At 59.7% G+C, this 21,504-nt stretch carries 18 protein-coding genes; 12 read left to right on the top strand and 6 right to left on the bottom strand.

Annotated elements, in window-relative coordinates; all coding sequences use genetic code 11:
- The first annotated feature begins 146 nt into the window (after positions 1 to 146).
- On the top strand, positions 147 to 737 hold the full coding sequence (locus ACQ5J0_RS14115; RefSeq protein ID WP_462568206.1) for a hypothetical protein: 591 nt from the start codon (positions 147 to 149) through the stop codon (positions 735 to 737).
- Between the two features lie 585 nt (positions 738 to 1,322).
- Positions 1,323 to 2,669 (top strand): chymotrypsin family serine protease, encoded by a 1,347-nt coding sequence (locus tag ACQ5J0_RS14120; protein ID WP_462568207.1) that lies wholly within the window; start codon positions 1,323 to 1,325, stop codon positions 2,667 to 2,669.
- Positions 2,670 to 3,196: 527 nt separating this feature from the next.
- Here ACQ5J0_RS14120 and ACQ5J0_RS14125 read toward each other — a convergent pair.
- On the bottom strand, positions 3,197 to 3,637 hold the full coding sequence (locus ACQ5J0_RS14125; RefSeq protein ID WP_462568208.1) for a hypothetical protein: 441 nt from the start codon (positions 3,635 to 3,637) through the stop codon (positions 3,197 to 3,199).
- Entirely contained in the window at positions 3,634 to 3,885 is a 252-nt protein-coding gene (locus ACQ5J0_RS14130) for a hypothetical protein (protein ID WP_462568209.1), read from the bottom strand. Before ACQ5J0_RS14130 ends, ACQ5J0_RS14125 begins: the two co-directional genes overlap by 4 nt.
- Before the next feature lie 324 nt (positions 3,886 to 4,209).
- Here ACQ5J0_RS14130 and ACQ5J0_RS14135 point away from each other — a divergent pair, with 324 nt between their 5' ends.
- The 5 genes from ACQ5J0_RS14135 (at position 4,210) to ACQ5J0_RS14155 (ending at position 10,836) form a co-directional block, all read left to right on the top strand.
- Positions 4,210 to 5,265 (top strand): HNH endonuclease, encoded by a 1,056-nt coding sequence (locus tag ACQ5J0_RS14135; protein WP_462568210.1) that lies wholly within the window; start codon positions 4,210 to 4,212, stop codon positions 5,263 to 5,265.
- The gene (locus ACQ5J0_RS14140; RefSeq protein WP_462568211.1) at positions 5,262 to 6,569 is read left to right on the top strand and encodes a hypothetical protein; all 1,308 of its coding nucleotides are present in this window, start codon (positions 5,262 to 5,264) and stop codon (positions 6,567 to 6,569) included. Before ACQ5J0_RS14135 ends, ACQ5J0_RS14140 begins: the two co-directional genes overlap by 4 nt.
- A gap of 177 nt (positions 6,570 to 6,746) precedes the next feature.
- Positions 6,747 to 6,893, top strand: coding sequence for a hypothetical protein (locus ACQ5J0_RS14145; RefSeq protein ID WP_462568212.1), 147 nt, complete (start codon positions 6,747 to 6,749; stop codon positions 6,891 to 6,893).
- Positions 6,894 to 7,256: 363 nt separating this feature from the next.
- Positions 7,257 to 8,114 carry a hypothetical protein gene (locus tag ACQ5J0_RS14150; protein WP_462568214.1) on the top strand — a complete coding sequence of 286 codons (858 nt, stop codon included), beginning with the start codon at positions 7,257 to 7,259 and terminating at the stop codon, positions 8,112 to 8,114.
- A 58-nt stretch (positions 8,115 to 8,172) separates the two neighbouring features.
- Positions 8,173 to 10,836, top strand: a complete 2,664-nt coding sequence (locus ACQ5J0_RS14155; RefSeq protein ID WP_462568216.1) for a hypothetical protein — start codon at positions 8,173 to 8,175, stop codon at positions 10,834 to 10,836.
- Between the two features lie 77 nt (positions 10,837 to 10,913).
- On the opposite strand, the gene ACQ5J0_RS14160 is transcribed toward ACQ5J0_RS14155, so the two are convergent.
- A complete protein-coding gene (locus ACQ5J0_RS14160; protein WP_462568217.1) occupies positions 10,914 to 11,153 on the bottom strand; it encodes a hypothetical protein in 240 nt (79 codons plus the stop codon).
- An 886-nt stretch (positions 11,154 to 12,039) separates the two neighbouring features.
- Here ACQ5J0_RS14160 and ACQ5J0_RS14165 point away from each other — a divergent pair.
- Positions 12,040 to 13,227 (top strand): DNA-methyltransferase, encoded by a 1,188-nt coding sequence (locus ACQ5J0_RS14165; RefSeq protein WP_462568219.1) that lies wholly within the window; start codon positions 12,040 to 12,042, stop codon positions 13,225 to 13,227.
- 46 nt (positions 13,228 to 13,273) lie between these two features.
- Positions 13,274 to 14,275: a hypothetical protein gene (locus ACQ5J0_RS14170; RefSeq protein ID WP_462568220.1), complete on the top strand. Its 1,002-nt coding sequence runs from the start codon at positions 13,274 to 13,276 to the stop codon at positions 14,273 to 14,275.
- A gap of 65 nt (positions 14,276 to 14,340) precedes the next feature.
- Here the strand turns inward: ACQ5J0_RS14170 and ACQ5J0_RS14175 are convergent, their stop codons facing one another.
- The 3 genes from ACQ5J0_RS14175 to ald all read right to left on the bottom strand — a co-directional run bounded on the left by ACQ5J0_RS14175 (position 14,341) and on the right by ald (position 17,060).
- Entirely contained in the window at positions 14,341 to 15,429 is a 1,089-nt protein-coding gene (locus ACQ5J0_RS14175; protein WP_462568221.1) for a hypothetical protein, read from the bottom strand.
- Between the two features lie 121 nt (positions 15,430 to 15,550).
- Positions 15,551 to 15,865, bottom strand: coding sequence for a hypothetical protein (locus ACQ5J0_RS14180; RefSeq protein WP_462568222.1), 315 nt, complete (start codon positions 15,863 to 15,865; stop codon positions 15,551 to 15,553).
- Between the two features lie 97 nt (positions 15,866 to 15,962).
- The gene (gene ald / locus ACQ5J0_RS14185) at positions 15,963 to 17,060 is read right to left on the bottom strand and encodes an alanine dehydrogenase (protein WP_462570128.1); all 1,098 of its coding nucleotides are present in this window, start codon (positions 17,058 to 17,060) and stop codon (positions 15,963 to 15,965) included.
- 89 nt (positions 17,061 to 17,149) lie between these two features.
- Between ald and ACQ5J0_RS14190 the strand changes: the two genes are divergently transcribed.
- The 3 genes from ACQ5J0_RS14190 to ACQ5J0_RS14200 all read left to right on the top strand — a co-directional run bounded on the left by ACQ5J0_RS14190 (position 17,150) and on the right by ACQ5J0_RS14200 (position 21,459).
- Positions 17,150 to 17,626: an Lrp/AsnC family transcriptional regulator gene (locus ACQ5J0_RS14190; RefSeq protein ID WP_462568224.1), complete on the top strand. Its 477-nt coding sequence runs from the start codon at positions 17,150 to 17,152 to the stop codon at positions 17,624 to 17,626.
- 96 nt (positions 17,627 to 17,722) lie between these two features.
- Positions 17,723 to 19,075 carry a serine hydroxymethyltransferase gene (glyA, locus tag ACQ5J0_RS14195; RefSeq protein WP_462568225.1) on the top strand — a complete coding sequence of 451 codons (1,353 nt, stop codon included), beginning with the start codon at positions 17,723 to 17,725 and terminating at the stop codon, positions 19,073 to 19,075.
- A 284-nt stretch (positions 19,076 to 19,359) separates the two neighbouring features.
- A complete protein-coding gene (locus ACQ5J0_RS14200) occupies positions 19,360 to 21,459 on the top strand; it encodes a zinc-dependent metalloprotease (protein ID WP_462568226.1) in 2,100 nt (699 codons plus the stop codon).
- Positions 21,460 to 21,504: the final 45 nt, after the last annotated feature.

Genomic DNA, 21,504 nt, shown 5'->3' on the forward strand with positions numbered 1-21,504 from the left:
GCCTGATAGATCGAAAGGCTAGGCCCAAGATGGTGCCTTCGGGGTCGGCGTGATGCCGATCCGGTGACCTGTCACAGAGATCTGATCGGCCCGACGCCACATAACCAAACCACCGTAATTTAAGGAGATACCATTATGCGATTCGCATGCGCATCCGAACTCTGCCTGCCGTTCTGGGCGCCGGTCTCGTATACGGCATCGGACGCGTCATTGTGACCCTCAATGTCGAACGCGCCGTCGAGTCAACCGAGCACGACACCGTTCTCGTACAAGCCCTGGAAGCAACGAGCCGCTTCTTTGACTATATCTTCGACCCTGCCGGGGCATGGATCATATGGCTCGTTCTTGGAACGATGCTGGGAGGACATCTTTACAGCTACGCCCGCGGCTTCGAGGATCGGATGCGCGGTGGACTCGGTGGTCCACCCTTCTGGTATCTCCGGCTCCAGGCACGACTGGTTCGCGTGGGGATCAACCATCGCTGGTGGCAACGCCTCAACCGCGATCTCGACGCCAATCTGGAAAACCTCTCGAGCGTGCTGACTCAGGTCCATGGCCTCCCCATGCTACCGGCCACGCATTTCCAGGCGCCGGAAGACGATCTGGTTCTGACCGGAGAATACCTGCGCCTGGTAATCCCGAACCTGTCAGCAGCGCATATCGACGAAGCACGCGCAACTGCCGGCAGATACGTGAGACGCTCGAAGAAGAAGCGACTGGCGAGTTTATCCGGTTAGCCATTCGATCCGGCGCGAGGCAGGGAATGGCTCCTGCGGAACCTTCGCGTATCCGCAGCGTCGCCCCTAGCGGAACAGGTCCCAGATCAAATCAGCATTCTGGCGCAAAGGGGACCAGTTTAGAGCGAAACCCTCCCATGAGGAGGGTTGAGCGCATAGATCTCTGTGGCGGTCTTCCTCTCCCTCGCGGCATGGCCTCTGAATCGGATAATCCAATGGTGTCTTATTGAAGCGCTGGCCACCGACAGCGGCCTCCGGGCCATCGGCCTCAACGCTATCGCCGTTCTCGGCGGGACTCGCTGCCTCCTGGCCGTCAGCTATCAGTGGGCCTGCGCCACTTACAGTATCACCTGACCGGATACCCCTAACGGACCATTCGTCGTTATTCTGGAAGACTGAGTGTGAACAAACGTCACAAACCTCCTCAGGGATCGGATGCCTTTGTTTCGGGCTGCCGTTTCTGGGGTGCTTTCGGATCGACAAGCGGAGGTGCGGTCTCCTGAATTTACGTGAGACCATACGTTCCCTAAGGGAACCTATGGAGGTGGCCCAAGTTTTCCTATCCGAATTTATTGAGGATAGATCATGCGAGCCGCGACTATTTTTACTACTCTCCTTACCTCGCTTTCGCTGCCATTTACGGCCTCTGCACAAGAACCGGCACCCGCCCCCATTCCCGCCGAAGCAGCATTGACTCGTTCCGATGAGGCCGGCGTTGCCTTTCTGATGGAAACCTACGGAATCGACCGAGAGCAAGCTCGGGAGCGGCTGAAGCTTCAAGAAGATGTGTCCGAACTCGCCTTCGCACTTGCAGAGACGGATCCGGATTCCTTTGGTGGCATCTTCATTCAACATGAACCCAGATACGCCGTTGTCGTGTTATTCAAGGGCGCCGATGCTCGGAAGGAACTGCGAACATCAGTAAGCCCGCAACTCCGGCGATTCATTCAAATTCGAAATGCGAAACGTTCGGTAGACGAAGGCCGAGCCATAGTAGATCGGTTGGCCGAAGCGTTTAGCGCCGCCAACCTTCGCTATGCTGTTGGATTCGACTACAGAAATCAAAAATTCACAGTCACCGTCGTCGATCAGGATGCGGCAATGCGCGCGCGCGATTTGTTGACGGCGGACCTGCGCCCAGACGTACAAATTAGAACCGGTTCGCTGCCCGTCGACTCGCAGGCTGGTTACCGCTCTGGCGATTATACTTATGGCGGCTGGACCCTATACCGCTCAACTGGCACTCCAGCCTGCACATCGGGATACGTCGTTCGAACGTCTGATGGTCGTAACGGCGTCACAACCGCAGGTCATTGCTCAGAAGCTATACCAAGAATCTGGTTAAACGGTCATTACGTGACGCTAGGTTCTGCCGTGGTAAATAATCCCAGTGGCTATTATGACTTTAAAGTTCACCCCACTGGCTCTCTGGACACAAGTGGCTATGTAGCCTATACAAATGGGAACCCAATCCGGGGTTATGAGCAGTACGTCAACTCGGTCGCGGGATATTCCAACGGCGGCAGTTTCGCGGTGAAAGACGGCAGCTACCGAGTCATCAACATTCCGGGTGATGTGCGCTGCAAGCAGGGTCAGCGTACTGGTCTGACGTGCGGAGAAGTGACGAACGCCTACGTTTCGTACAAGAGCGCTAGCGGTGTGCAACGGCAGGGTATGGTGCAGTTGGGACGTAGCAGGCAGGCAGTTATTGGATACGAAGGTGATAGTGGTGGACCCGTCTTTACTCCGCCGGCAAGTGACGGAACGATTATGCCCGCCGGGCTGGTCAGTGGGACTGATCCAGCCCCTGACGGAAGTCCCTGTTACACCATGACGTCCTCCTTTTGTTTCCTTTATTTCATGCCAGTCGATCGCCTGAACGACAATCAGCCGCTGCAGATCATCACACGATCCGGCACGCTCAACCCATGAATCTGCGCCCCCTAACTCTCGCCCTCGCCCTTATAGCGTGCGCCCCGACTGAACCTACGAACTCGGTGGAACGCCTTTCGGTGGAAGGGGTGTACGTACTCCGGATGATACCTTCGCAAGAGGAGCTAAATCGACCTTCTGACGGAATTGAGCACCGCGGAATGTTCAAAGTTTCGGACGGCTGCCTACGCTTCATCGAAGCGGGTGTTTCATTTATTCCGATATTCACGAACGATGCGGGGATTGACGTGGCCCTGAGCGCCGTGTCGCGAGGCGAGGCTGTGGAACACGAGCTCGTTGGGGGGCCGTACGTTGCGAATGCCGCTCCGTCGCTTCCGGCACCCTGTTCCGGTCGTCCCTTCTTGGTCCGCCGGGTAGCGAATTGACTGCATTTCAGCGGCAACGGTCAACCCTCGATTAGCATCGCAGGTTACTTTAATTCGGTGCGGGATCGCGAGCCCAGTTATCGCTTTCGGTTCTACAAATGGATAAAAGATGCGTAACCGATCAGGTTCAATCGACGCCGTTCATCCCTGGCGCTGACCCGGTACACCCTGCCAGTGCGATCGCAGCCGGTTCATCTGCGAGACGGATGGAACAGGTTCGCGACCAGACAGGAGTACACCGTCCGCGTTGAGCGACAGGTAGGGCGCGAACACCCCAAGGCTCTCCAGCGCCTCCCGCGCCCGCCTCACACCTGCTCTCGCTTCCACCAGCGCGGCGTGACGCCTGTCCCAGAGTTCCAATCTGGTTTCCGCGCTCGGCCGCATGACGACTTCGCCGCTGCGCACGTCGAACACATGGTAGACGAACCCACCATCCTCTTCGTGCAGACGGAATTCACCAAGCAGCGCGCGAGCACGCAGTTTCTCGGAACGAGGATGTCCGGACGAAATCATGTCGAACGCCACGCGAACCAGATCGCAGCGATCGCCGCGGTCGATCAAGGAGAAACAATCGCCGATCATAAGCGCCCCAGGGCGTGTTCCACGACCGTCCGCAGATAGGTCTGTTCCAGAACGTCATCCCGCAGATAGCGGATCATCGAGAAGTCCCCCTGGAGTATCTCGATCGGGACGTTGCGCTGCGTCAGCGTCGCCGGCGCCAGCCAACCGGGCACGGCGGCCCAGCCATCGGGATCGCAGGCGATCGCCATCAAGAAATCGGTGGCACAGGCCGCCAGCGAAGGATCCTTCCTGGCCCCGTGTTCGAACACCGCCCGAGCCTCGGGTGGAAGGCAGGCACTTCCCAGAGCTGCTATCAGCTTCCCGGGACTCCCTGGCGCCACGGGTTCATCCTTTCGATCGGCCACAATCGACCCCTCGGTTTGATATACTATATAGTATATTCTCGAGAAGGATTCCAGTTCCCCCGCGTACGACAGCGACATCGAACAGCCCGCCCCCCCCCTAGCCGGTTTGACAGTTGCAAAGGCAAAGGGGCGCCGGTCGATCAACAGTCGATGTGCTCCAGCACTGAAAGTTGAAGCGGCGTACGCGGGCCGTTGCAAGCGCCGCAGCGAGCGCTATCCCTTCCCGGTATGGGTGCTCATCCGCGCGCCGTTCGGTTCTGGATTGCAGGAAATATGGCAAATCGTTGCATCTATTGCGAAGAATCCCTGATGGACGAAGGCCGCGCCGGCGGTGCTCGTCGCAGCCCGTCACGCGAGCACGTGATCCCAAATGCTCTCGGAGGTCCTGACGGGTTCTGCACCTTCGATGTTTGCACCGCCTGCAACAGCCGGTTGGGCGAGACGATCGACGGAGACTTTGCCAAGCAGCCGCTGGTGGTGATGCTGCGGCACCTCCATCAACTGCGGGGCTATTCCGGTACGACACCCGATCTAGTCATGCCATGCACATCTGTGCAGTCGCGAGATTCTTATACGATACGCATCACCAGTGCCGGCGAGGTGTCATTCACCCGACCTCCGGACGTGAAGCGCACCATCGACGAGTCCGGCAGCCTCGAAGTCGAGGTGGGCGGAGACGAGCAGCAGATACGGCAGATAGTGGAAGGCATGCGCCGGAAGTATTCCAGCAAAGGCTTCATCCTTCGGAACGCCGATGGGTCGAGAATGGATGATCTCGATCAAAGCATCGCAGCAGCGCCGTCAATCGAGACAACCGAATTCAAGGTCGAAACCCCGCTCGATATTTCACTTATCAGGCGGGCGCTGATCAAGGTCGCCTTCAATTTTGGCCACGTGGTCCTGGGTTCCCAATGGACCTTCGGACCCGATGCGGCACGATTGCGAAAGGCCGTCCTTGGCAAGCTCAGCGACAAACAGGTCGATGCTTGCGTGATGGGCATCGGTCACGGTATCCGCGGCCAGCTGCCCTTCGAGCCGCCACTGCAGGAGGACGAGCATCTCGTGATGCTCATGCCGCAGGCCGGCCAGGCTTACATCCTCGTTTCGCTTCTCGGCGACCCCCTGCTGACGATGGCGATCAAGATCGACGCACCCACCGAAGTGATTGAAGCCATGATCACGAGCAACCGCATCGCGGCGCGTGCGAAACCCGCCGGCGGCGGGGTACTTTGGGTAGGACCGACCGATTTCGCGCGATCCTTGAGGCAGGGCGGCATACCGTGAGCATCGCTCGCCACCTGGAGCATCTCGCGCAGATCGGCAGCCCGATCGAATGCGCCAAAATGACCATGCTAGGCGGCGATCACGATCCGCCGATCGTCGTGGGGACAGGCACGATCACACCGGCTTCGTCGACCCGGTTCGAGTACCGACTGCAAGGCATGCCAGCGAACGTCGGTCACGCCTTGCAATCGCTGCGCCGATTGGACTCCGATCCATATGATGGGCGCCTTCGATCGCGATTGACTGCGACCAGTGTCGCCGGCGAAGAATTAATCTGCGGATGGACTGAGCCGAGCGTCGTCCTCGGCGAGGGTCTCTGGACCTTCACCGGGTCGATCGAAGCGCTGTCGACACACGAAGTAGGAACGTTTGAACCGGGTATCGAATGCGTATTCCTGCTTCCTCGCCATCATACAGCCCGTGTCGTTCTACGACGCTTCCTGGAACCTGCGGCGTCAGGGGGTCAATCCGGGGTGACGTTAGAAGTTCTGGGCAGCCGGATCCACATCGAACTGGACGACGAACGAGGCGAACTGTGCATCAGAGCTAGCGGTAGCGACTCCATGCAACCGACGCTGCTCGAAAACTGGGTGGGCGAGCCGCTTCGCATATTGTTCGGCCAGCCGGTCTATCCCAGGTTCGTCGCCAGAAGGTCCGGGGATTGGAAAATGAATTGGGTCCGCCCTTCGCCGCAATGGAGCGAAACGACCGACCATGTCGCTCTCTGGCAGGGCCTATACCAATACACCGAGCAAGAAAGATTCTGGCTGGCTTACCGCCGCCTGCTTGCCCACATTGCGCGGGCAGACGGGTTCGAGGCCCACCGTCTCACGGCCCTTTACGAGGAACTGATCGATGCTGGCCGCGGATCTCGATGGGTCTGGGCTCTGACCTATGCCAGCACCGCCGAGGCGATACTCGACATCATCGGTCTGCCCGGAACTCCGCGCGCCGACCTTAGCGATGACCAGCACGACGATCTCGGAGCGGAATTGCGTGCATTCTCCGCATTCATGGATGGATGGGACGGAAGTTACACAATCGCCGAAGCAGCGAAGCGCGCGGTCGCCCGGCTGCCACAGACTTCGGCGACGCAGGCGCTTCGTGCCCTCGTATCGCAGGGAGTTGTCGATCCGGATCAGTTCACCGCATGGAACACCCTGCGGAACCGCGTGATGCACGGCAATCTAGTCTCGCCCTATTCGAGCGCGAAGGATGACAAGCTGCTCCTGGATCTTGCTGGCCTCAGCCGCGCGTTGACCTGGCACCTGATCGATATCGAGGCCGACGAAAATTCCCGATGAGTTCCACGAAACGCCACCCGATCACGGTTCAGTTTCATTCCCTTCCGCTCGGCCATAGATTGGCTCCGCCGAGGGTCTGAGGATGGCACGAGGTAACAAGAGGAAAACCTTCTCAACTAAATCGGACCCTCGGCGGCTCTGCCCCGCGAAGCACTCCGTCTTGGGGGATAATCGATCATGGCGCTGGAGGGCGCAAGAATCGTTGAACTCTTCGAAGGCTCGGAAGCGCCACAGGCAGGCTTGAAATGGGTGCCGAAGTCGTCGCGATCGATGGTCTATCGCTTCTCGGCGGAGCGGAGCCATGCAGCTTGGCAAGCTGACTAGCTGAACAACGTCCCATCCTTCTTGTTCGTACACTGACCTCATAATCGTAAACCGATAGATTTCAATTTCGGGACGCCGGTAATTCCGTGCGGCCTTCCCCCGACCATTGACCGTACCCTACTTATGCGATCCGATCAGGAATGTCCGTGATGAAGGGCGGCGGCTGACTTCCAACCGCGACACATCTTAGCTCGGGAATCCGCTCTGTCGCAGAGCCTCTTCGATGGATCCGGTGGGGCACCAAAGCAGCGAGTCCTTTGAACCACAACTCTATTCGCAGCTTCCTTTTCCAAGAACTTATGCAATAGTGCGACAGGAGAATCGGCGACAAGAAGAGCCGCGTCACAGGGGGAATCCGCGAAAATGGAGAAGAAACCGTCCGAGATCGATAACGTCGATGAACTCATGCCCCTAAGACCAGAGGGCCTAAAGGAAAAGAGCAATCCCACTCGATCCGTGATGCTCGGCTTCGTCAACTATGCAGGAGAAGGGCACACGCGAGTCCAGAGCAACCAGGATTATGGGATCGTACCGGCTGGAAGCGCCGAGGTCGAAAAGCTGCCCAAGCCGACGACCCGTCAGCAACTTCTCGACATCAACACCGTAGGGTTCTTCACCGGCGATCTACCCGAAGGGATATTCGGGGGACGCAACGAAGGGCTCCTCAAGATCAAGGCGCACACCGGCGTGCCGCAAGACAACTCCGGCCGCGAAGCAATCGCTTCCTGGGTGAAGGAGTTCGATGCCGACGACGACGCCTATGCACCTGGGTTCCTTCATGCGGCCGTATTCCGTAATGTGCTCATCTCCGGTCTCGCGAACCTGAGCTTCGATCTCTATGAAATGGATAAGGACGCTTCGGAATACTACGACCGGTTCAAGTCGGTCCTCGATCGTGTCCCGGAAATCCGCGGACTCGATGTTCTCAAGGGCATGCCCTATCTGTCGCTCGCCACCAACCTGTTCAACGGCGTGGTCGAGGTCTTCGGTGAGAACTCAGATGACCACATCTGGGGCGAGATCCCGATCATGGAAATCAATCCGCTCGGCGCCGGTGCCTTCCTGCGCGACGGCATCTACGTCTTGATCGAGACTGAGCGGAAGAACACCAAGACCTCCTTCGAGGACCTGCGATACCGCAACGAGAAGATCGTCTCCCGGTCCGGTGTTAAGTTGGGCGCGCACCTGATCTTCAGCCTCCGCCTGCTGCCCTACCGGTAAAGGTCCCCAAAAAGCACCAATCCCACCTCTTGCGAGATCAGCACCGGGAGCAGAGATCATGAAGAGACGCGAGTTCTTCCGTTATGCAGCGGCCACTACGGCGGTTCCGGGTCTCGCTGCCCTGCCCTCCCCCGCCAGCGCCCAAACATGGAACACCTCCGCACTAGATCGCACCCGACTGCCTGCGAGCATTCCACCAGCAGCACCTGCCCTGGATGCAGCTTTCCGGGACCTGCTTGCCCGGATGGACCGGCTTGGCTGGTCCCCCTTCCTCCTTAGTGTCGCCGGATTTGATCTTGGAAAGGCGATCTCATCTGAAGGCGAGCTGTTTCGCGAATTGCCGGTTCCAACGGATCCGGCATTGAGCGAATTCGCCGGCAGAAGAGCAATCCAGCCGGGCGATCCGGCGATGAGCCTTATTTATCATGTGCTCGCAGCATCGGAAGTGCTGCCCGAGAGCGTCGCCCCGGAGGGCTACGCCACGCTGGACATGCTCGACGCCCTCGAGAACTACATCTCCGACCGTTTCGATCCTCCCCACGCCGAGGATCTGGTTCCCGCAGTCTTCGCCTACGAGTACCGGCAAGCCTTCAAGACACCGCACCGCATGCATGCCGACATGGCCTACGCACGCACAGGTGTATCGCGTACCGGTACGCTGGCGAGCGAATTCGATCCACGCAGACGCGAGTATTCATCCGCGTCGGTGGGCGAGGAAGTGCTCAATCCATGCCCTGTCGTGCCGGCGCGGTTCGGTCTGTTCCTCGCGCGGCCCTTGGCGCACGGCGAAGCCAATCGGATCGGTATAAACTCGATCGACGACCGCTACGAGTTTCTCGTCCCGGTTTGCAAGTTGGCCAGCGGTGGTCGCCATCTCAGTGGCCGTACGATCCGCTTCACGCAAAGCCACAGAGACGAAAAACTCGCACGGCTCATGCACATGTTGGAACAAGACCAAGGGTTCGATCTGAACGCACCCCCCTTCCTTCGCGTCTCGATGAGTGCCGCCGAAGCATCGGGAGAACGCATTCTCGCGCCGAGCAACTCGGCACTGGTGAGCCTGAAGGCCCTACGGGGGGCAGGCATACTGAGCCCTACTCCCGCTGCGATCGTATCCAGGGCCAGCCAGGAAGACCGCCGAGCGCGGTTCAAGGTCCCTGCCAAAAAGGATTCCACGCTCAATTCGAACCGGCGCTACACCACGATGAAGCTCCTCGACTTCCCTGAACGCGAAGGCATCGACTTCATCCTCTCGGACTTCATCTTCGGGGGCGGACGCTATACGACCGGTTTCAGATCCCCACGAAACGGACCCGTCTTCGTCAATATCCGTGAGGAGATCCGTCTGGACGACGAAGGCAAGGAACAGGCGGTGCCGCTCTGGGGAGACCCGGCCCATTTCGACAGGATCGAACAAGGCGATTACCTCGCCGGTCTGTTCCTGGACGGCCTGTGCGATGGCTGCGTTTCGGCCGAACTTGTCGACGATCCGATCCAGACGGGCAATGCCGAGCGCTCCTGGCTGTCAAAGGACATCCTCCCGGCGATTTCGATCGTAGCCGCACCGGACTTCTTCCCCCGCTTCGATCCGATCGATCTGAAGGACTATGATCACTTCTTCCTCGAGGGCGGGACGGAGACAGCAAGCGGACTGCGGCTTCCGGGCAATCCCCGCGTGCCTCTTCCCGGTAGACCCGACCGATCGGCCTTTCCAATCGAGCAGCGACCAAAGTCCGCCGAGACGGTGACAGCCACGGTATCGGCCGCGCCGTGCGCGGGGAGAACCCGAAGGGCCGAAGGATACGCCCGCCACGGCACTTTCAACACGCTGACCGACACCATATCGAATGTCTTCGCGCCAGGATGGGACATCACGTACTCAAACACGCCGCCGGGAGCTGACACCGGAAACCGGCGCGAAGATCGCTACATCGCCACCTTCGGGCTTGGCTCGCCCTTCCCCGAAGACATGAAACTCTGCGCCGCGGCCAACGGCATGTGGGCCGGCTCGTCGCCGGACGCCTCCCGGACCTACTATCCGGGCATCGAACCCATCAAACTCCTGGGACGACCACCGACGGCTGTACCGCTGCTGGACGAGGAACTGGGGCTCCACCCTGACTCTCCTGCAGTTAAGGAACATGGTCGCGATTTCTGTTTCGGCTGGGACGGGGAGCAAGGACCGTTCCTCCGTCTGCGCCCGGAAGAAAGCGGTGAGTCTTCCATCGAGGTGGACTACGCGGACATCATGACAGCCGATTACGTGCAGAACGCTCTGGAAGGCCGATTAGACCTCGCGAGACTGCGCGACCTATCGCATCATGAAGCGATCGCCAGGATGCAAATGCTCGGAAACTCGATCCGCGCCCTACCCCGCGGGGGCCGGGTTCGCTTCACCGACATGTGGCTGGTCTCAGCGGAAAAGGTTGAGGATTGGTCTCAAGGTGCTGCAGCCTACGGTGTTCCCGCGGCGCTGGGCGGCCGAAGCGCCGATGGCCGCTTCTCTGCAGCGCCCGGCATGCTTCGCGAGGGCTGGCTGTTCGTCTTCGCCCATTGTCCTGACCCCGGCCCTCGGCGCAGGTCATCTGACGGAAGACTCCGCCAACCGATCCAACGCCTCTATGCCTGTCAGGGAGATGGCCGCGCCGTGCGACAGACCAGACTACGGCCCACAGCAACACCGGCTGTTCAACTCGATTGGGGCAGACCGGTCCCCGTGTGACGCAGATACTGGACTGCTTGATTATCGGGGGTGGCCCTGCCGGCACGGCGGCCGCCATCTCATGCCAGCGCGAGGGCCTAAACTTTCGGCTCCTTTCGCCCGTTCCGACCCGTGAAGCACCACGGCCAGTCGAAACCATATCGTCCCCAATCCTGCCGCTCTTGGAAGCGTTGGCGCTTAGCGAGTGCTTCGCGCTCGCGACTGTGGGCAGGGTCGAGCGCTTCGTCCGCGACGGCAGGCAAGAGCCGTTCGCGCACCCATCCGGGCACGGGCTCCATATCGATCGCGCAAGCCTCGACAGCCGTCTTCATCTGCATGTCAGCGGGATGGGAGACAGGTGCAATCCCCTGTCCGCCGCTTCGATAGACGAAGATGCAGACGGATTCCTCGTCACGACGGACGATGGAAGCCTCCTCAGATCGCGCGTGCTCGTCAACGCGACCGGAAGAGCCGGCGCCCCATTCGCAAGGTTTGCCAGAAAACGGACCCTGCTGTCCCCGCCTATGATCGCCACTACTGGCCTCATCAACTGTGAGGCGGACTTTGAGACTTCTTCTACGAGCTTCGAGTCCCGGTCATGGGGTTGGATCTGGCGGACCGGCGACCATGAGGGAAGCCGGACATGGACTACTGTCCACTGCGCTCTGGAGCCGGAACCCTCCGAAGTCTCAGCCCTGAAAGAGCGGACCCGCGCGGACACATGTTGGGCCCGTGGGACGACATGGCAGATCGTCAGGATCGATCACCCCAGAATCCTCTCGGTTGGAGATGCCTTCGGGCACACCGATCCGGCAAGTGGCCAAGGTATAGCCAACGCGCTCAGGATGGGGTTGGCCTGCGGCAAGGTCGCAGCTCGCGCGCTGTCGCACGATACAACCGGGGAAACTGACGCGTTCAACCGATGGTGCGAAGACCTGATCCTTTCGCAGGCGGACGAGCTCTCGCGATACTATGAGGAACGAGGCATTCTCGACGCGTAGCGGCAGGCGTTCAGCTATGCCTTTTAGATCCTGCCCTCCTTAAGCCGACCGCCTCATTCTCCCCCTCCGAGATCGCCCGCGGGCATCCAACATGGAGGGCGGATGTTGGCGGGTGGCCGAGGGGCAGCCCCGGCATGCTTCGAAGCGATCGGCACAAAAAACCAATCAAAAGCAATTTGACGTCTAGACGTCATCTGTAGTAGGATTCTTGGAAGGAGAAAACATGGATTTCTGTTCGGCTCAAGAGCGATCGTCATCGATTGGCGACGCGACTGGTGACACCACGCCCACCAGGCATACTGTCGATCGCGGTGCGATCCGAGACGCCATAGTCGAGTTCCTCTCGATCATGCGCGATGGCGCTACCATTGCGCAGATCGAGACAGCAGTCCGGTCCAGGGTCGGTGAAGGACTGGGCAGCTCTTCGGTACGCTCCTATCTCAATCTCAACACTCCTGGCGTCTTCGAACGCATCTCCCGGGGCCGCTATCGTCTGGCCGGCTCGCCTGCGATTGAACCCGCCCCGTCCTGGCCTATCGTGACGATCGACCGCGCGATCCTTCATAACGCCGATTGTTTCGACTGGCTGCGTCAGGCCGAGGAGAACTCGGTCGAGGCAGTGCTGACGGATCCTCCATACGGCTTGGTGGAGTATACAGAAGTCGAGAAGCGAAAACTTCGTGCCGGCAAGGGCGGAGTCTGGCGCCTCCCCCCATCCTTCGACGGCAGCACGCGATCCCCCCTGCCGCGTTTCACCACCCTCTCACATGCGGATCTGAAGAACATTCATCGCTTCTTCCGGGAGCTTGGCGCTCTCCTCCTGCGCGTCGTGGTTCCGGGAGGCAACGTGGTGGTGGCAAGCAACCCTCTCCTTGCCCACATCGTTGCCTCGGCGATGTCAGAGAGCGGCTTGGAGATGCGCGGTACGATCAGTCGTCTCGTCATGACCATGCGGGGCGGGGATCGCCCGAAGAACGCTCACAAGGAGTTCGATGGCGTAAGCGTCATGCCACGTTCGCAGCATGAACCTTGGGTCGTGCTGCGAAAGCCCCTCGAAGGCCGGGTGCAGGACAATTTGAGGAAGTGGGGAACCGGGGGATTCCGGAGAATTTCCAGTGAACGGCCGTTCGGCGATGTCATCCGGTCGGCACCCACGTCCACGACTGAGAAGCGGCTCGCTCCTCACCCGTCGCTCAAGCCGCAAGATATCCTGCGGCAGCTCGCGCGCGGCTGCCTTCCCCTAGGGACGGGGCGGATTTTGGATCCCTTTGCGGGGTCGGGCTCGACGCTGGCTGCATGCAACGCGATCGGGTACGAAAGCATAGGTATCGAAGCCGATGCCGAGTACTTCGAACTCGCCCGCTCCTCGATCCCGAAACTCGCCCGACTGGAAGTGCGCCCACGCGACTAGTTGCTCATAGGCACAGGTCCGCCCATAACCTCGCGCAGGAGGTATGATGACACCGGATCAGATAATCGACGACATGAGGGGACAGCTCGCTCTCAGGCGACCCCGCACTTACTTGGGGGGATTGCTCCCGGCATTCTGCGACTTCCTCATCGAAATGGACTCCCCCGGAGACTCCTTCGCGGATTTCGAGGATTTCGTGCGGAAGCACCCCCTGGTGACCGTGGGTACCAGCACCCTCACAGTGGAGCGCAACGGCGATCCCAAAGACGTGATGACCATCCGGCCGGCCTACAACCGCATCCATAATTTCTACCTCTTCCAGGAGAAGCGGATCGGATACCCGCGGTCCGAACCCTACGCGACAGGCAAGTGGGCCGACTACAAGCACTGGCTCGATGCGCTCGTGACGTTCAGCGCTGAACAGCTCCAGGAGGTGAGGAAAAAGGCGATCGAGCACATGCTCTCGGTGCTCGAGAAAAGGGCTTTCGACCCTTCCAAGGTGGTCATCGATCCGCCGGTCTTCCTCATGCTCTTGGAGAGGTTTCCATGGGACCAGCGCGCCAAGGGAGAACCCACCGGGGCGGCATTCCAGGCAATGGTATTCGCCTACATACGGGCAGACGCACCGCATCTGCAGGTCGAAACGCGCAAGGTCCGGACCGGCAGCGCGCGATTGAAGGGCATCGGTGATATCGACGCCTGGAATGGGCAACGGCTCACGATCAGCGTGGAGGTAAAGCACTATACCTTCCGGACCGAAGACCTCGAGCATTGCGACCATTTTGTGGAAGACGTGCGGGAGCGGGGTGCTCTGGGTATGATAGTGGCCTGGGATTATGCAAAGGGCGTTGCCGACGAGGTGAAATCCGCTGGCCTCGTGCCGCTTACCATCGATGATCTCAAAGCTGCAGTGAGGCTATGGGATCCTGTAAAGCAGCAGGCCGCCATGAATGCTTTCGAATGGGCAGTGATCCAGAAGGAGCAGTCGCCGGGATTGATCGGACGATACGAAAAATTCCTAGATGACATGGCTTCACCCGTTTTCTGAACACCGTTGGGAAACTATCTTTGGGCCGACCGCGAACCGCTCCAAAATCGATACGAACCGCGAGTTCAATCCGAGATCAAGCTCCTGCCCCGTGCAAACTTTAACAACGCATAACGGATGGTGCGCTCCAACCCTGCGTAGGTCGGCGCCTTGGCAAGGATCTTCGCAAAGTCCTTGTCGGGAACTATCGGCTTGCCGGACTGCACCTCGGCATTGTCACTCCCGCGCGGCGCAATCCAGTTCCCGAAGGCCGCTCCCCCGTGCACGTACCGACTGCGAAGATCATAGGCAGCGGCGATCCTTTTGCCGAAATCTTCCGCCTGCAGAGCTTCGAATTGGCGTTCAGCGCCCGATCCGGCAAAGAAACGCTCGTCGACGAGGGTCTCGATGACGGCGGTGAAACGGCGCTTGATCTGCCTCATCTGACCGGCCAAAATCCCAGCGAGCCGCTCGCCCCCTTTTAGCTCGGTAGCAACGCGACGAAGGGCTTCGCTAATTTCCGGCGGGCGCAGTTCATCGACATCGATTTCGACGGCATTAGTCAGGATTTCCCCGGCGGTGATCAAAGCGAGATAGGCCACTTCCGCATCATGCTCCACCGTCTGGAGCGCCTGGAGGTAGAACTTGCTCGCCGCCCTAAAAGCATTCGCTGCCGCTGGATCACCAGTACCATTCAGGAGAGGCAAAATGCGCCGGGCCTCCTCAAGCTTGAGCGCAACGGCAAAGTCACTTCGCGCTGCATGGTTGTTCTGAGGCAACCAGGGGCGACATAAGCTCGAGTATTGGCTCAGGTCGGGCAGGACGAAGAAACCGCTGGACTCAAGCTCTCCATGGAAATCGAAGCGCTTTCCATAGAGCACCGCGAGAAATGCGCAGACCATCTCGCCTATGTGCTCGTAGGTTGGAATGACTACGCCAGGCGAAGCCTCATCCTGCGGGGGTGTGCGAAACGAGAAAACATACGCGCTTCTCGACACCGGGCCTTCACCGAGACGCGCCCAGGCCTGGCCATCTCCCCAGCCGCGATTGGCATGGCCCATGAAGACTGCACCGAGGTCCAGCTGGCCAACAAAACGGCTGGTGGTGGAGATCAGAAGCTTCTGCACATCCGGGTGAGGCTTCAGTGACGGCTCGTTACAAGTTGGGTCGTCCATCGGCGTGTCCTAGTGGCATGAGAGATGCAGTGAAAGAAGCCGACCTGGCGGCGTCCAGTGAAAGTACCGTAGGTTATCATTCCTCCCGCACCCCGCCGAGGAACCACACCCCGCCCCGAACCTACTTACGAACGAGCGTGCGCGCCACATCTAGCAGCGCTGGCAGGTACCCATCCTCCAAGGCGAGAAAGGTGATCGGATCACCTCCGGGTCCCTGGGATCTCAGCCAATTCGGGACAAACTCGGACCCGATGATGTCCCGCAGGGCATCATCCAGTTCGATCATCAGCCTTTTGCGGCGCTCGATCTTGGACGCGCTGCCTTCCATGGCGGGATCTAGCAAAATGGCCACCTCGTCAGGAGTAAGGCACCAGCGTGCGCAGACCTCATCAAAGCGCCGAGCAGTGGCCTGCATTTCCAATCCTGCGAGATCCATAGCGTCATCCTTTTCGATATACTTTTTAGTATATCCTTGGAGATCGCCATAGTTCCCTCTGCTCCCCTGCCTGCCCCGTTCCAAGAGCGTGGGCGCCTCAGGTGGGTTGGAAAGGTAGGCCGAAAGCTTGGGCAACAGCCTCGTGTCTGATGCGACCATCCGAAATGTTCAGGCCGTTTGCCAAATGCGGATCGGCTTCGAGCGCCTCCCTGCCATTCATCGCCAGAGCGACGACATGGGGAAGGATCGCGTGGTTGAGCGCCTGCGTGGACGTTCTCGCTACCGCACCCGGCATGTTGGCGACACAATAGTGGATGACCCCGTCCACCTCATAGACCGGATCCTGATGGGTGGTTGGTCGCGAAGTCTCGAAGCATCCTCCCTGATCAATCGCGATGTCGACCATTACCGAGCCATCCTTCATTCTTCCCACCAGCTCACGCGAAACAAGCTTGGGCGCGGCGGCGCCTGCGAGAAGCACCGCCCCGATGACGAGGTCAGCCTGTTCTACCGCCTCCTCGATCGCTGCCTGCGAAGAATACGCAGTCGATATCCGACTTTCGAATAGCAGATCGAGTTCTGCCAGCCGCGCCCGGTTCACGTCGAACAAGGTCACGTCCGCCATCATGCCCACGGCGATCTGCAATGCGTTCAGGCCTGCGACCCCGCCGCCGAGCACTGCCACCTTTGCTCGCGGCGTACCCGCCACGCCTCCCAGGAGGATGCCGCGCCCGCCCATCGTCTTCTGAAGGTAGTGCGCCCCTACTTGGGTCGCCATCCGTCCCGCCACTTCCGACATCGGTCGCAACAGAGGTAGTCCACCGCCGGGCCCGGTCACGGTTTCAAAGGCTATGCAGGTAGCACCGCTTGTCATGAGCCCTTCGGTAAGTGGTCTCTCTGCAGCGAGATGGAGATAGGTGAAGAGCACGTGACGCTCCTCGAGCATGGCGACCTCGGTCGGCTGAGGCTCCTTAACCTTTACGATCAGGTCGCTATCGGAGAAGACTTCTTGCGCTGTTCCCGCGATCTCCGCTCCGGCAGTGCGATAGTCATCGTCCGAGTAGCCGATAGCTGCCCCGGCCGAGGTCTCGACCAAGACGCTCGCGCCGTGGCCGGTCACCTCTGCAACCGACGCAGGGGTCAGTGACACCCGGGACTCGCTATTCTTGATCTCCTTGGGAACCCCAACTCGCATTCTGACCTCCATAATTAGGTATCGCGAATGTAGCTCCGATTGCGCAGGAGTAATTTGCAATTTTCCCCTGTGGTGGGCAAATGAATGCAATGATAATCCGCTCTACTGCCTCTCTGCGCACGAATCTTGATCGCGTTGATCTCGCCATCCTAAGGCACCTTTTCACTGATTCGGACCTGACGAATTCCGAGCTGGGTGACAAAGTCGGATTGTCCGCCAGTGCAGTGCATCGCAGGATCGCCGCGTTGGAAGCTGATGGACGGATCTTAGGGTACCGTGCGGTGCTGTCAGACGAAGCCAAGGGGATAACGGGCAGAGTCTTCGTGAACATCGTCCTTGCCGATCAGCGCCGAGAAACGATGGACGCCTTCGAGGCGGAGGTTCAGAAGCACGCGGAAATAAGTCACTGTTACCTCACGAGCGGCGAGGCGGACTACCGGCTCGAGATCCTCATCAACGAAAGGGACGATTTCGAGCAGATCCATCGGGACGTCCTCTCCAGACTGCCCGGAGTCCAGCGTGTTGCATCCCACTTTGTCATCCGCACGGTTAAGGCGGCAAACTAAGAGCGGATATTGTATCCAATCGTTGACTAATCTGGCCCGCTTGGCCACGCCGCTTCAACACCCGGTGCCGATGTGGCCATTTGTGGGAGATCAGACATGACGGACAGGCGTTCACCCAAGCTCGGCCTCAAATTCGCTAGGAAGAGCCAGAGCGAACCGGATCTTTTTTCGCGGTCGCTGGCGAGCGACCCGGTGGTATGCAGCGCTATCCAGGCCGAACTCCTACGCCAGCAGAGCCAGATCGAACTGATCGCAAGCGAGAACATCGTTTCTCCAGCGGTTCTCGCTGCCCAGGGAAGTGTGCTCACCAACAAGTATGCCGAAGGATATCCAGGCAAGCGCTATTACGGAGGATGCGAGCACGCCGACACGGTCGAGAAGGCGGCGATCGAACGTGTCTGCTCCCTTTTCGATTGTGCCTTCGCGAACGTCCAGCCGCATTCAGGCGCGCAGGCAAATGCAGCCGTGCAGATGGCATTGCTGCAACCGGGAGACACCATCCTGGGCATGTCCCTGGCCAGCGGAGGCCACCTCACCCATGGAGCCAAACCCACCCTGTCGGGCAAATGGTTCAATGCCGTACAGTACGGCGTTAAAGAGGACGATTGCTCGATCGATTATGACGAGGTCGAGCGCCTTGCAATGGAGCACCAGCCCAAACTCATCATCGCTGGTGGCTCCGCAATTCCGCGAGTGATCGATTTCGCGCGCTTCCGCGAGATCGCCGACCAATCGGGAGCGCTCCTCATGGTCGACATGGCGCACTATGCGGGGCTAATCGCGGCGAAGGCCTATCCGTCGCCTTTTCCTCACGCGCATGTCGTGACCTCGACAACACATAAGACGCTGCGAGGACCGCGCGGCGGCATCATCCTCACCAATGACGAGGCGCTGGCCAAGAAATTTAATTCAGCCGTCTTCCCTGGGATGCAGGGCGGGCCATTGATGCATGTCATCGCCGCCAAGGCAGTCTGCTTCGCAGAGGCCGCATCGCCTGAGTTCGCTGCATACTCTCGCCGGGTGATCGAGAATGCGAAAGTTCTCGGAGAGACTTTGAAGCGTAGGGGTCTCGATCTCATCACGGGCGGCACGGATTGCCATCTGCTACTCGTCGACCTGCGACCGAGAAACGTCACCGGCAAAGACGCCGAGGTCTGGCTCGAGGAAGCGGGCCTCACGGCCAACAAGAACGCCATCCCCTTCGATCCCCTTCCGCCTTCGCAGAGCAGCGGTATCCGTCTGGGAACTCCGGCCGGCACCTCGCGTGGCTTCGGGCGCACGGAGTTCGAAACGGTCGGAAACCTCATCGCAGACGTTATCGACGCCATCGCCACACGCAGTGAAGCCAACATCGAGCTCGTGGTCGACGATGTATCGCAGTCGGTCCGGGAACTGTGTCAAGAGTTCCCGATCTACCGGCAGTTGAACACCATCGGAGCGCCCCAGTGAAAATACCCTCCTCATTCTTAGCTGCGGCGGCGCTCGTTCTTGCGGGGACTGCATACCCAGTCTTTGGCCAGACCCTGCCCCTTGGTGGGATCGAGTCAGTCCAAACAACGGCAACGCCATTGCCTACGCTGAGGACATCTGAGGACGGACGAGTATTGGCGCGTGTCCCAGCACCCGGTCACGACGGAATCGTAACCACCTTCCTCCACGTTACGACACTCAGGACTGGCATTGGCTCTTCGGACGTGGGCCTGGACCGAGCGAGCGTTTCCGACGCCCAATTGATGCAAATCCGCAGGATCGGCAAAAAAGCTGTCATCCAGTACATCGATCCGCGCCTGCGAACTTCAGGCCGGCCGGCATATGGACGCGATGCGGTTTCCGACAGCTTTGCTCGCAGGACCATTCTGATTGCGGACATCGTCGACGAGCAACCAGACGGGAGCTTTACCTTCGATCTAACCCCTGTGCTGCAGGCAGATACGTCGGATCTCGCCAAGACACTGGGCGGCGATTCAAGCAGCAGCTTCGCGCTCGTCGACGACAAAAGTCTGGTCGATCCCTCCAGCCTGCGAACTTTTCCCCGCAACGCCGAAATCGATGCGTTGCTCACTTTCGAGGCCGAAAACGGCCGATCTGAGATTCCTGGGCCTGCCGAGAGGCAGGCCACTCTTGAGGTCCACCACAGCTTCGTGAGCTTACCGGAAAATGGCTATGTGCCGCGACCGCTCGATCCGCGAATTGGAGGCATCGCGACGCAGACTATCGACTTCAATGCCCCCTTGGGAGAGCCGGTAGTCGCCGAACTCGCGAACCGCTTCCGGCTGGAGAAGACAGACCCCGGCGCTCCGCGGTCGCGCGTGGTCGAGCCAATCGTCTTCTATGTTGATCGGGAAGCTCCGGAGCCCATCCGCAGCGCACTCCTGGAAGGAGCGGGCTGGTGGAGGGAGGCCTTCGAAGCCGCTGGCTACATCGACGCCTTCGACGTTCGGATAATGCCTGGCGAACTCGATCCGATGGACATCCGACACAACGTGATAAACTGGGTCAACCGAGAAACGAGGGGCTGGTCTTACGGCCAAGCAATCGCCGATCCCAGGACTGGGGAGATTATCAAAGGATCCGTCCTGCTTGGCTCATTAAGAGTGCGCCAGGATCTCCTCATTTTCGACGCGCTTCAAGTGGGTGACGAGGCGGCCAGAACCGCAGCGCTGGCCAGAATACGCCAACTTGCGGCGCACGAGGTCGGTCACGCGCTTGGCCTGGTCCACAACTTCGCTGGAAGTTCACAGCACCGTTCTTCCGTCATGGATTACCCGGCACCGCGCGTCGAACTTGTCGATGGCACCATCTCCGTCGAAGATGCCTATGGGACGGGCCTAGGCGAGTGGGACCGCTTCGCCATCAAATGGCTCTATGGCACGGAATCCGACGACCCTACAATCGCAAGCACGACATTGGAAAATTCGCAGGCGGAAGGGCTCGCCTTCATAGCGGATGACGATGCTCGTCCCTTGAGCGGAGCAAATCCTGCAGGCGGTCTGTGGGATGATGGAACAGAGCCGGTTGACGAACTCTTGCGGATGCTCGCCGTGCGGGATGCCGCTGTCGAGAACTTCGACGCGCAGTCAATCCGGCCTGGCAGGTCCTTATCGGAACTTCAGCGCGCGTTCGTCCCTGTCTGGTTGCTTCACCGCTACCAAGTCGAAGCGACAGCCAAACTCGTGGGTGGCCTGCGTTACGATTATGGCGTTTCAGGCTCACCGTCCGCTCGCGCGACGCGGCCCGTTGAACCCACCCAGCAACAGCGGGCTCTCGATGCGCTCCTGTTGGCGCTGCAGGCAGAGAGGCTCACGGTCCCTACTCACTTGGCGCATGTTCTGAGTGGGGCTGCGGCAGGCAACAGCGACCCGCAGTTTGCGAGGGAGGTATTCGCGACAGCCGGACCTTCGATATTTGACCCGCTCGTGGCGGCAGATGTCGGCGCTCAGATAGTCCTCGACGTCCTACTAGAACCCTCGCGGCTTTCACGGGCGATTCTTCAGAACGCCTCCGATCCCAGCCAGCCCGGCGCAGCCGAGATAATCAGCCGCACTCTTGCGGTCATCAGCGACGATCTGGGAAGCCCCGCAGGACGTAGAGTGGCCTATCGCGCCGCTTTGTCGCTTGCGACGCTCGAGGACGCGCAAGATCCAGAGGTCGCCTTGATCGCGACCGGGTCACTGGATGATTTCGCCAAACGGCTCAGGGCGTCCGCTAGGAAAAGCACCGCACGGCTTTGGCAAAGCGAAATGGCAGACTTGATTGAGGATCGAGAACGCCTTCGGAAAAGGGTGACGGAAGTGAAGGGAGCCGTGGTTCCTCCCGGAATGCCGATTGGCTAGCCATTCTATAACCCGATTAGCTCAAGCCGACATTTCGTAAAGACG

The sequence above is a fragment of the Qipengyuania sp. SM2512 genome (genome assembly GCF_054954005.1).

Coding starts and splice junctions, on each gene's coding strand:
- ACQ5J0_RS14115 (WP_462568206.1), top strand. CDS start 147: ATGCGCATCCGAACTCTGCCTGCCGTTCTGGGCGCCGGTCTCGTATAC.
- ACQ5J0_RS14120 (WP_462568207.1), top strand. CDS start 1,323: ATGCGAGCCGCGACTATTTTTACTACTCTCCTTACCTCGCTTTCGCTG.
- ACQ5J0_RS14125 (WP_462568208.1), bottom strand. CDS start 3,637: ATGATCGGCGATTGTTTCTCCTTGATCGACCGCGGCGATCGCTGCGAT.
- ACQ5J0_RS14135 (WP_462568210.1), top strand. CDS start 4,210: ATGGGTGCTCATCCGCGCGCCGTTCGGTTCTGGATTGCAGGAAATATG.
- ACQ5J0_RS14145 (WP_462568212.1), top strand. CDS start 6,747: ATGGCGCTGGAGGGCGCAAGAATCGTTGAACTCTTCGAAGGCTCGGAA.
- ACQ5J0_RS14150 (WP_462568214.1), top strand. CDS start 7,257: ATGGAGAAGAAACCGTCCGAGATCGATAACGTCGATGAACTCATGCCC.
- ACQ5J0_RS14155 (WP_462568216.1), top strand. CDS start 8,173: ATGAAGAGACGCGAGTTCTTCCGTTATGCAGCGGCCACTACGGCGGTT.
- ACQ5J0_RS14160 (WP_462568217.1), bottom strand. CDS start 11,153: ATGCAGATGAAGACGGCTGTCGAGGCTTGCGCGATCGATATGGAGCCC.
- ACQ5J0_RS14165 (WP_462568219.1), top strand. CDS start 12,040: ATGGATTTCTGTTCGGCTCAAGAGCGATCGTCATCGATTGGCGACGCG.
- ACQ5J0_RS14170 (WP_462568220.1), top strand. CDS start 13,274: ATGACACCGGATCAGATAATCGACGACATGAGGGGACAGCTCGCTCTC.
- ACQ5J0_RS14175 (WP_462568221.1), bottom strand. CDS start 15,429: ATGGACGACCCAACTTGTAACGAGCCGTCACTGAAGCCTCACCCGGAT.
- ACQ5J0_RS14180 (WP_462568222.1), bottom strand. CDS start 15,865: ATGGATCTCGCAGGATTGGAAATGCAGGCCACTGCTCGGCGCTTTGAT.
- ald (WP_462570128.1), bottom strand. CDS start 17,060: ATGCGAGTTGGGGTTCCCAAGGAGATCAAGAATAGCGAGTCCCGGGTG.
- ACQ5J0_RS14190 (WP_462568224.1), top strand. CDS start 17,150: ATGATAATCCGCTCTACTGCCTCTCTGCGCACGAATCTTGATCGCGTT.
- glyA (WP_462568225.1), top strand. CDS start 17,723: ATGACGGACAGGCGTTCACCCAAGCTCGGCCTCAAATTCGCTAGGAAG.
- ACQ5J0_RS14200 (WP_462568226.1), top strand. CDS start 19,360: ATGCAAATCCGCAGGATCGGCAAAAAAGCTGTCATCCAGTACATCGAT.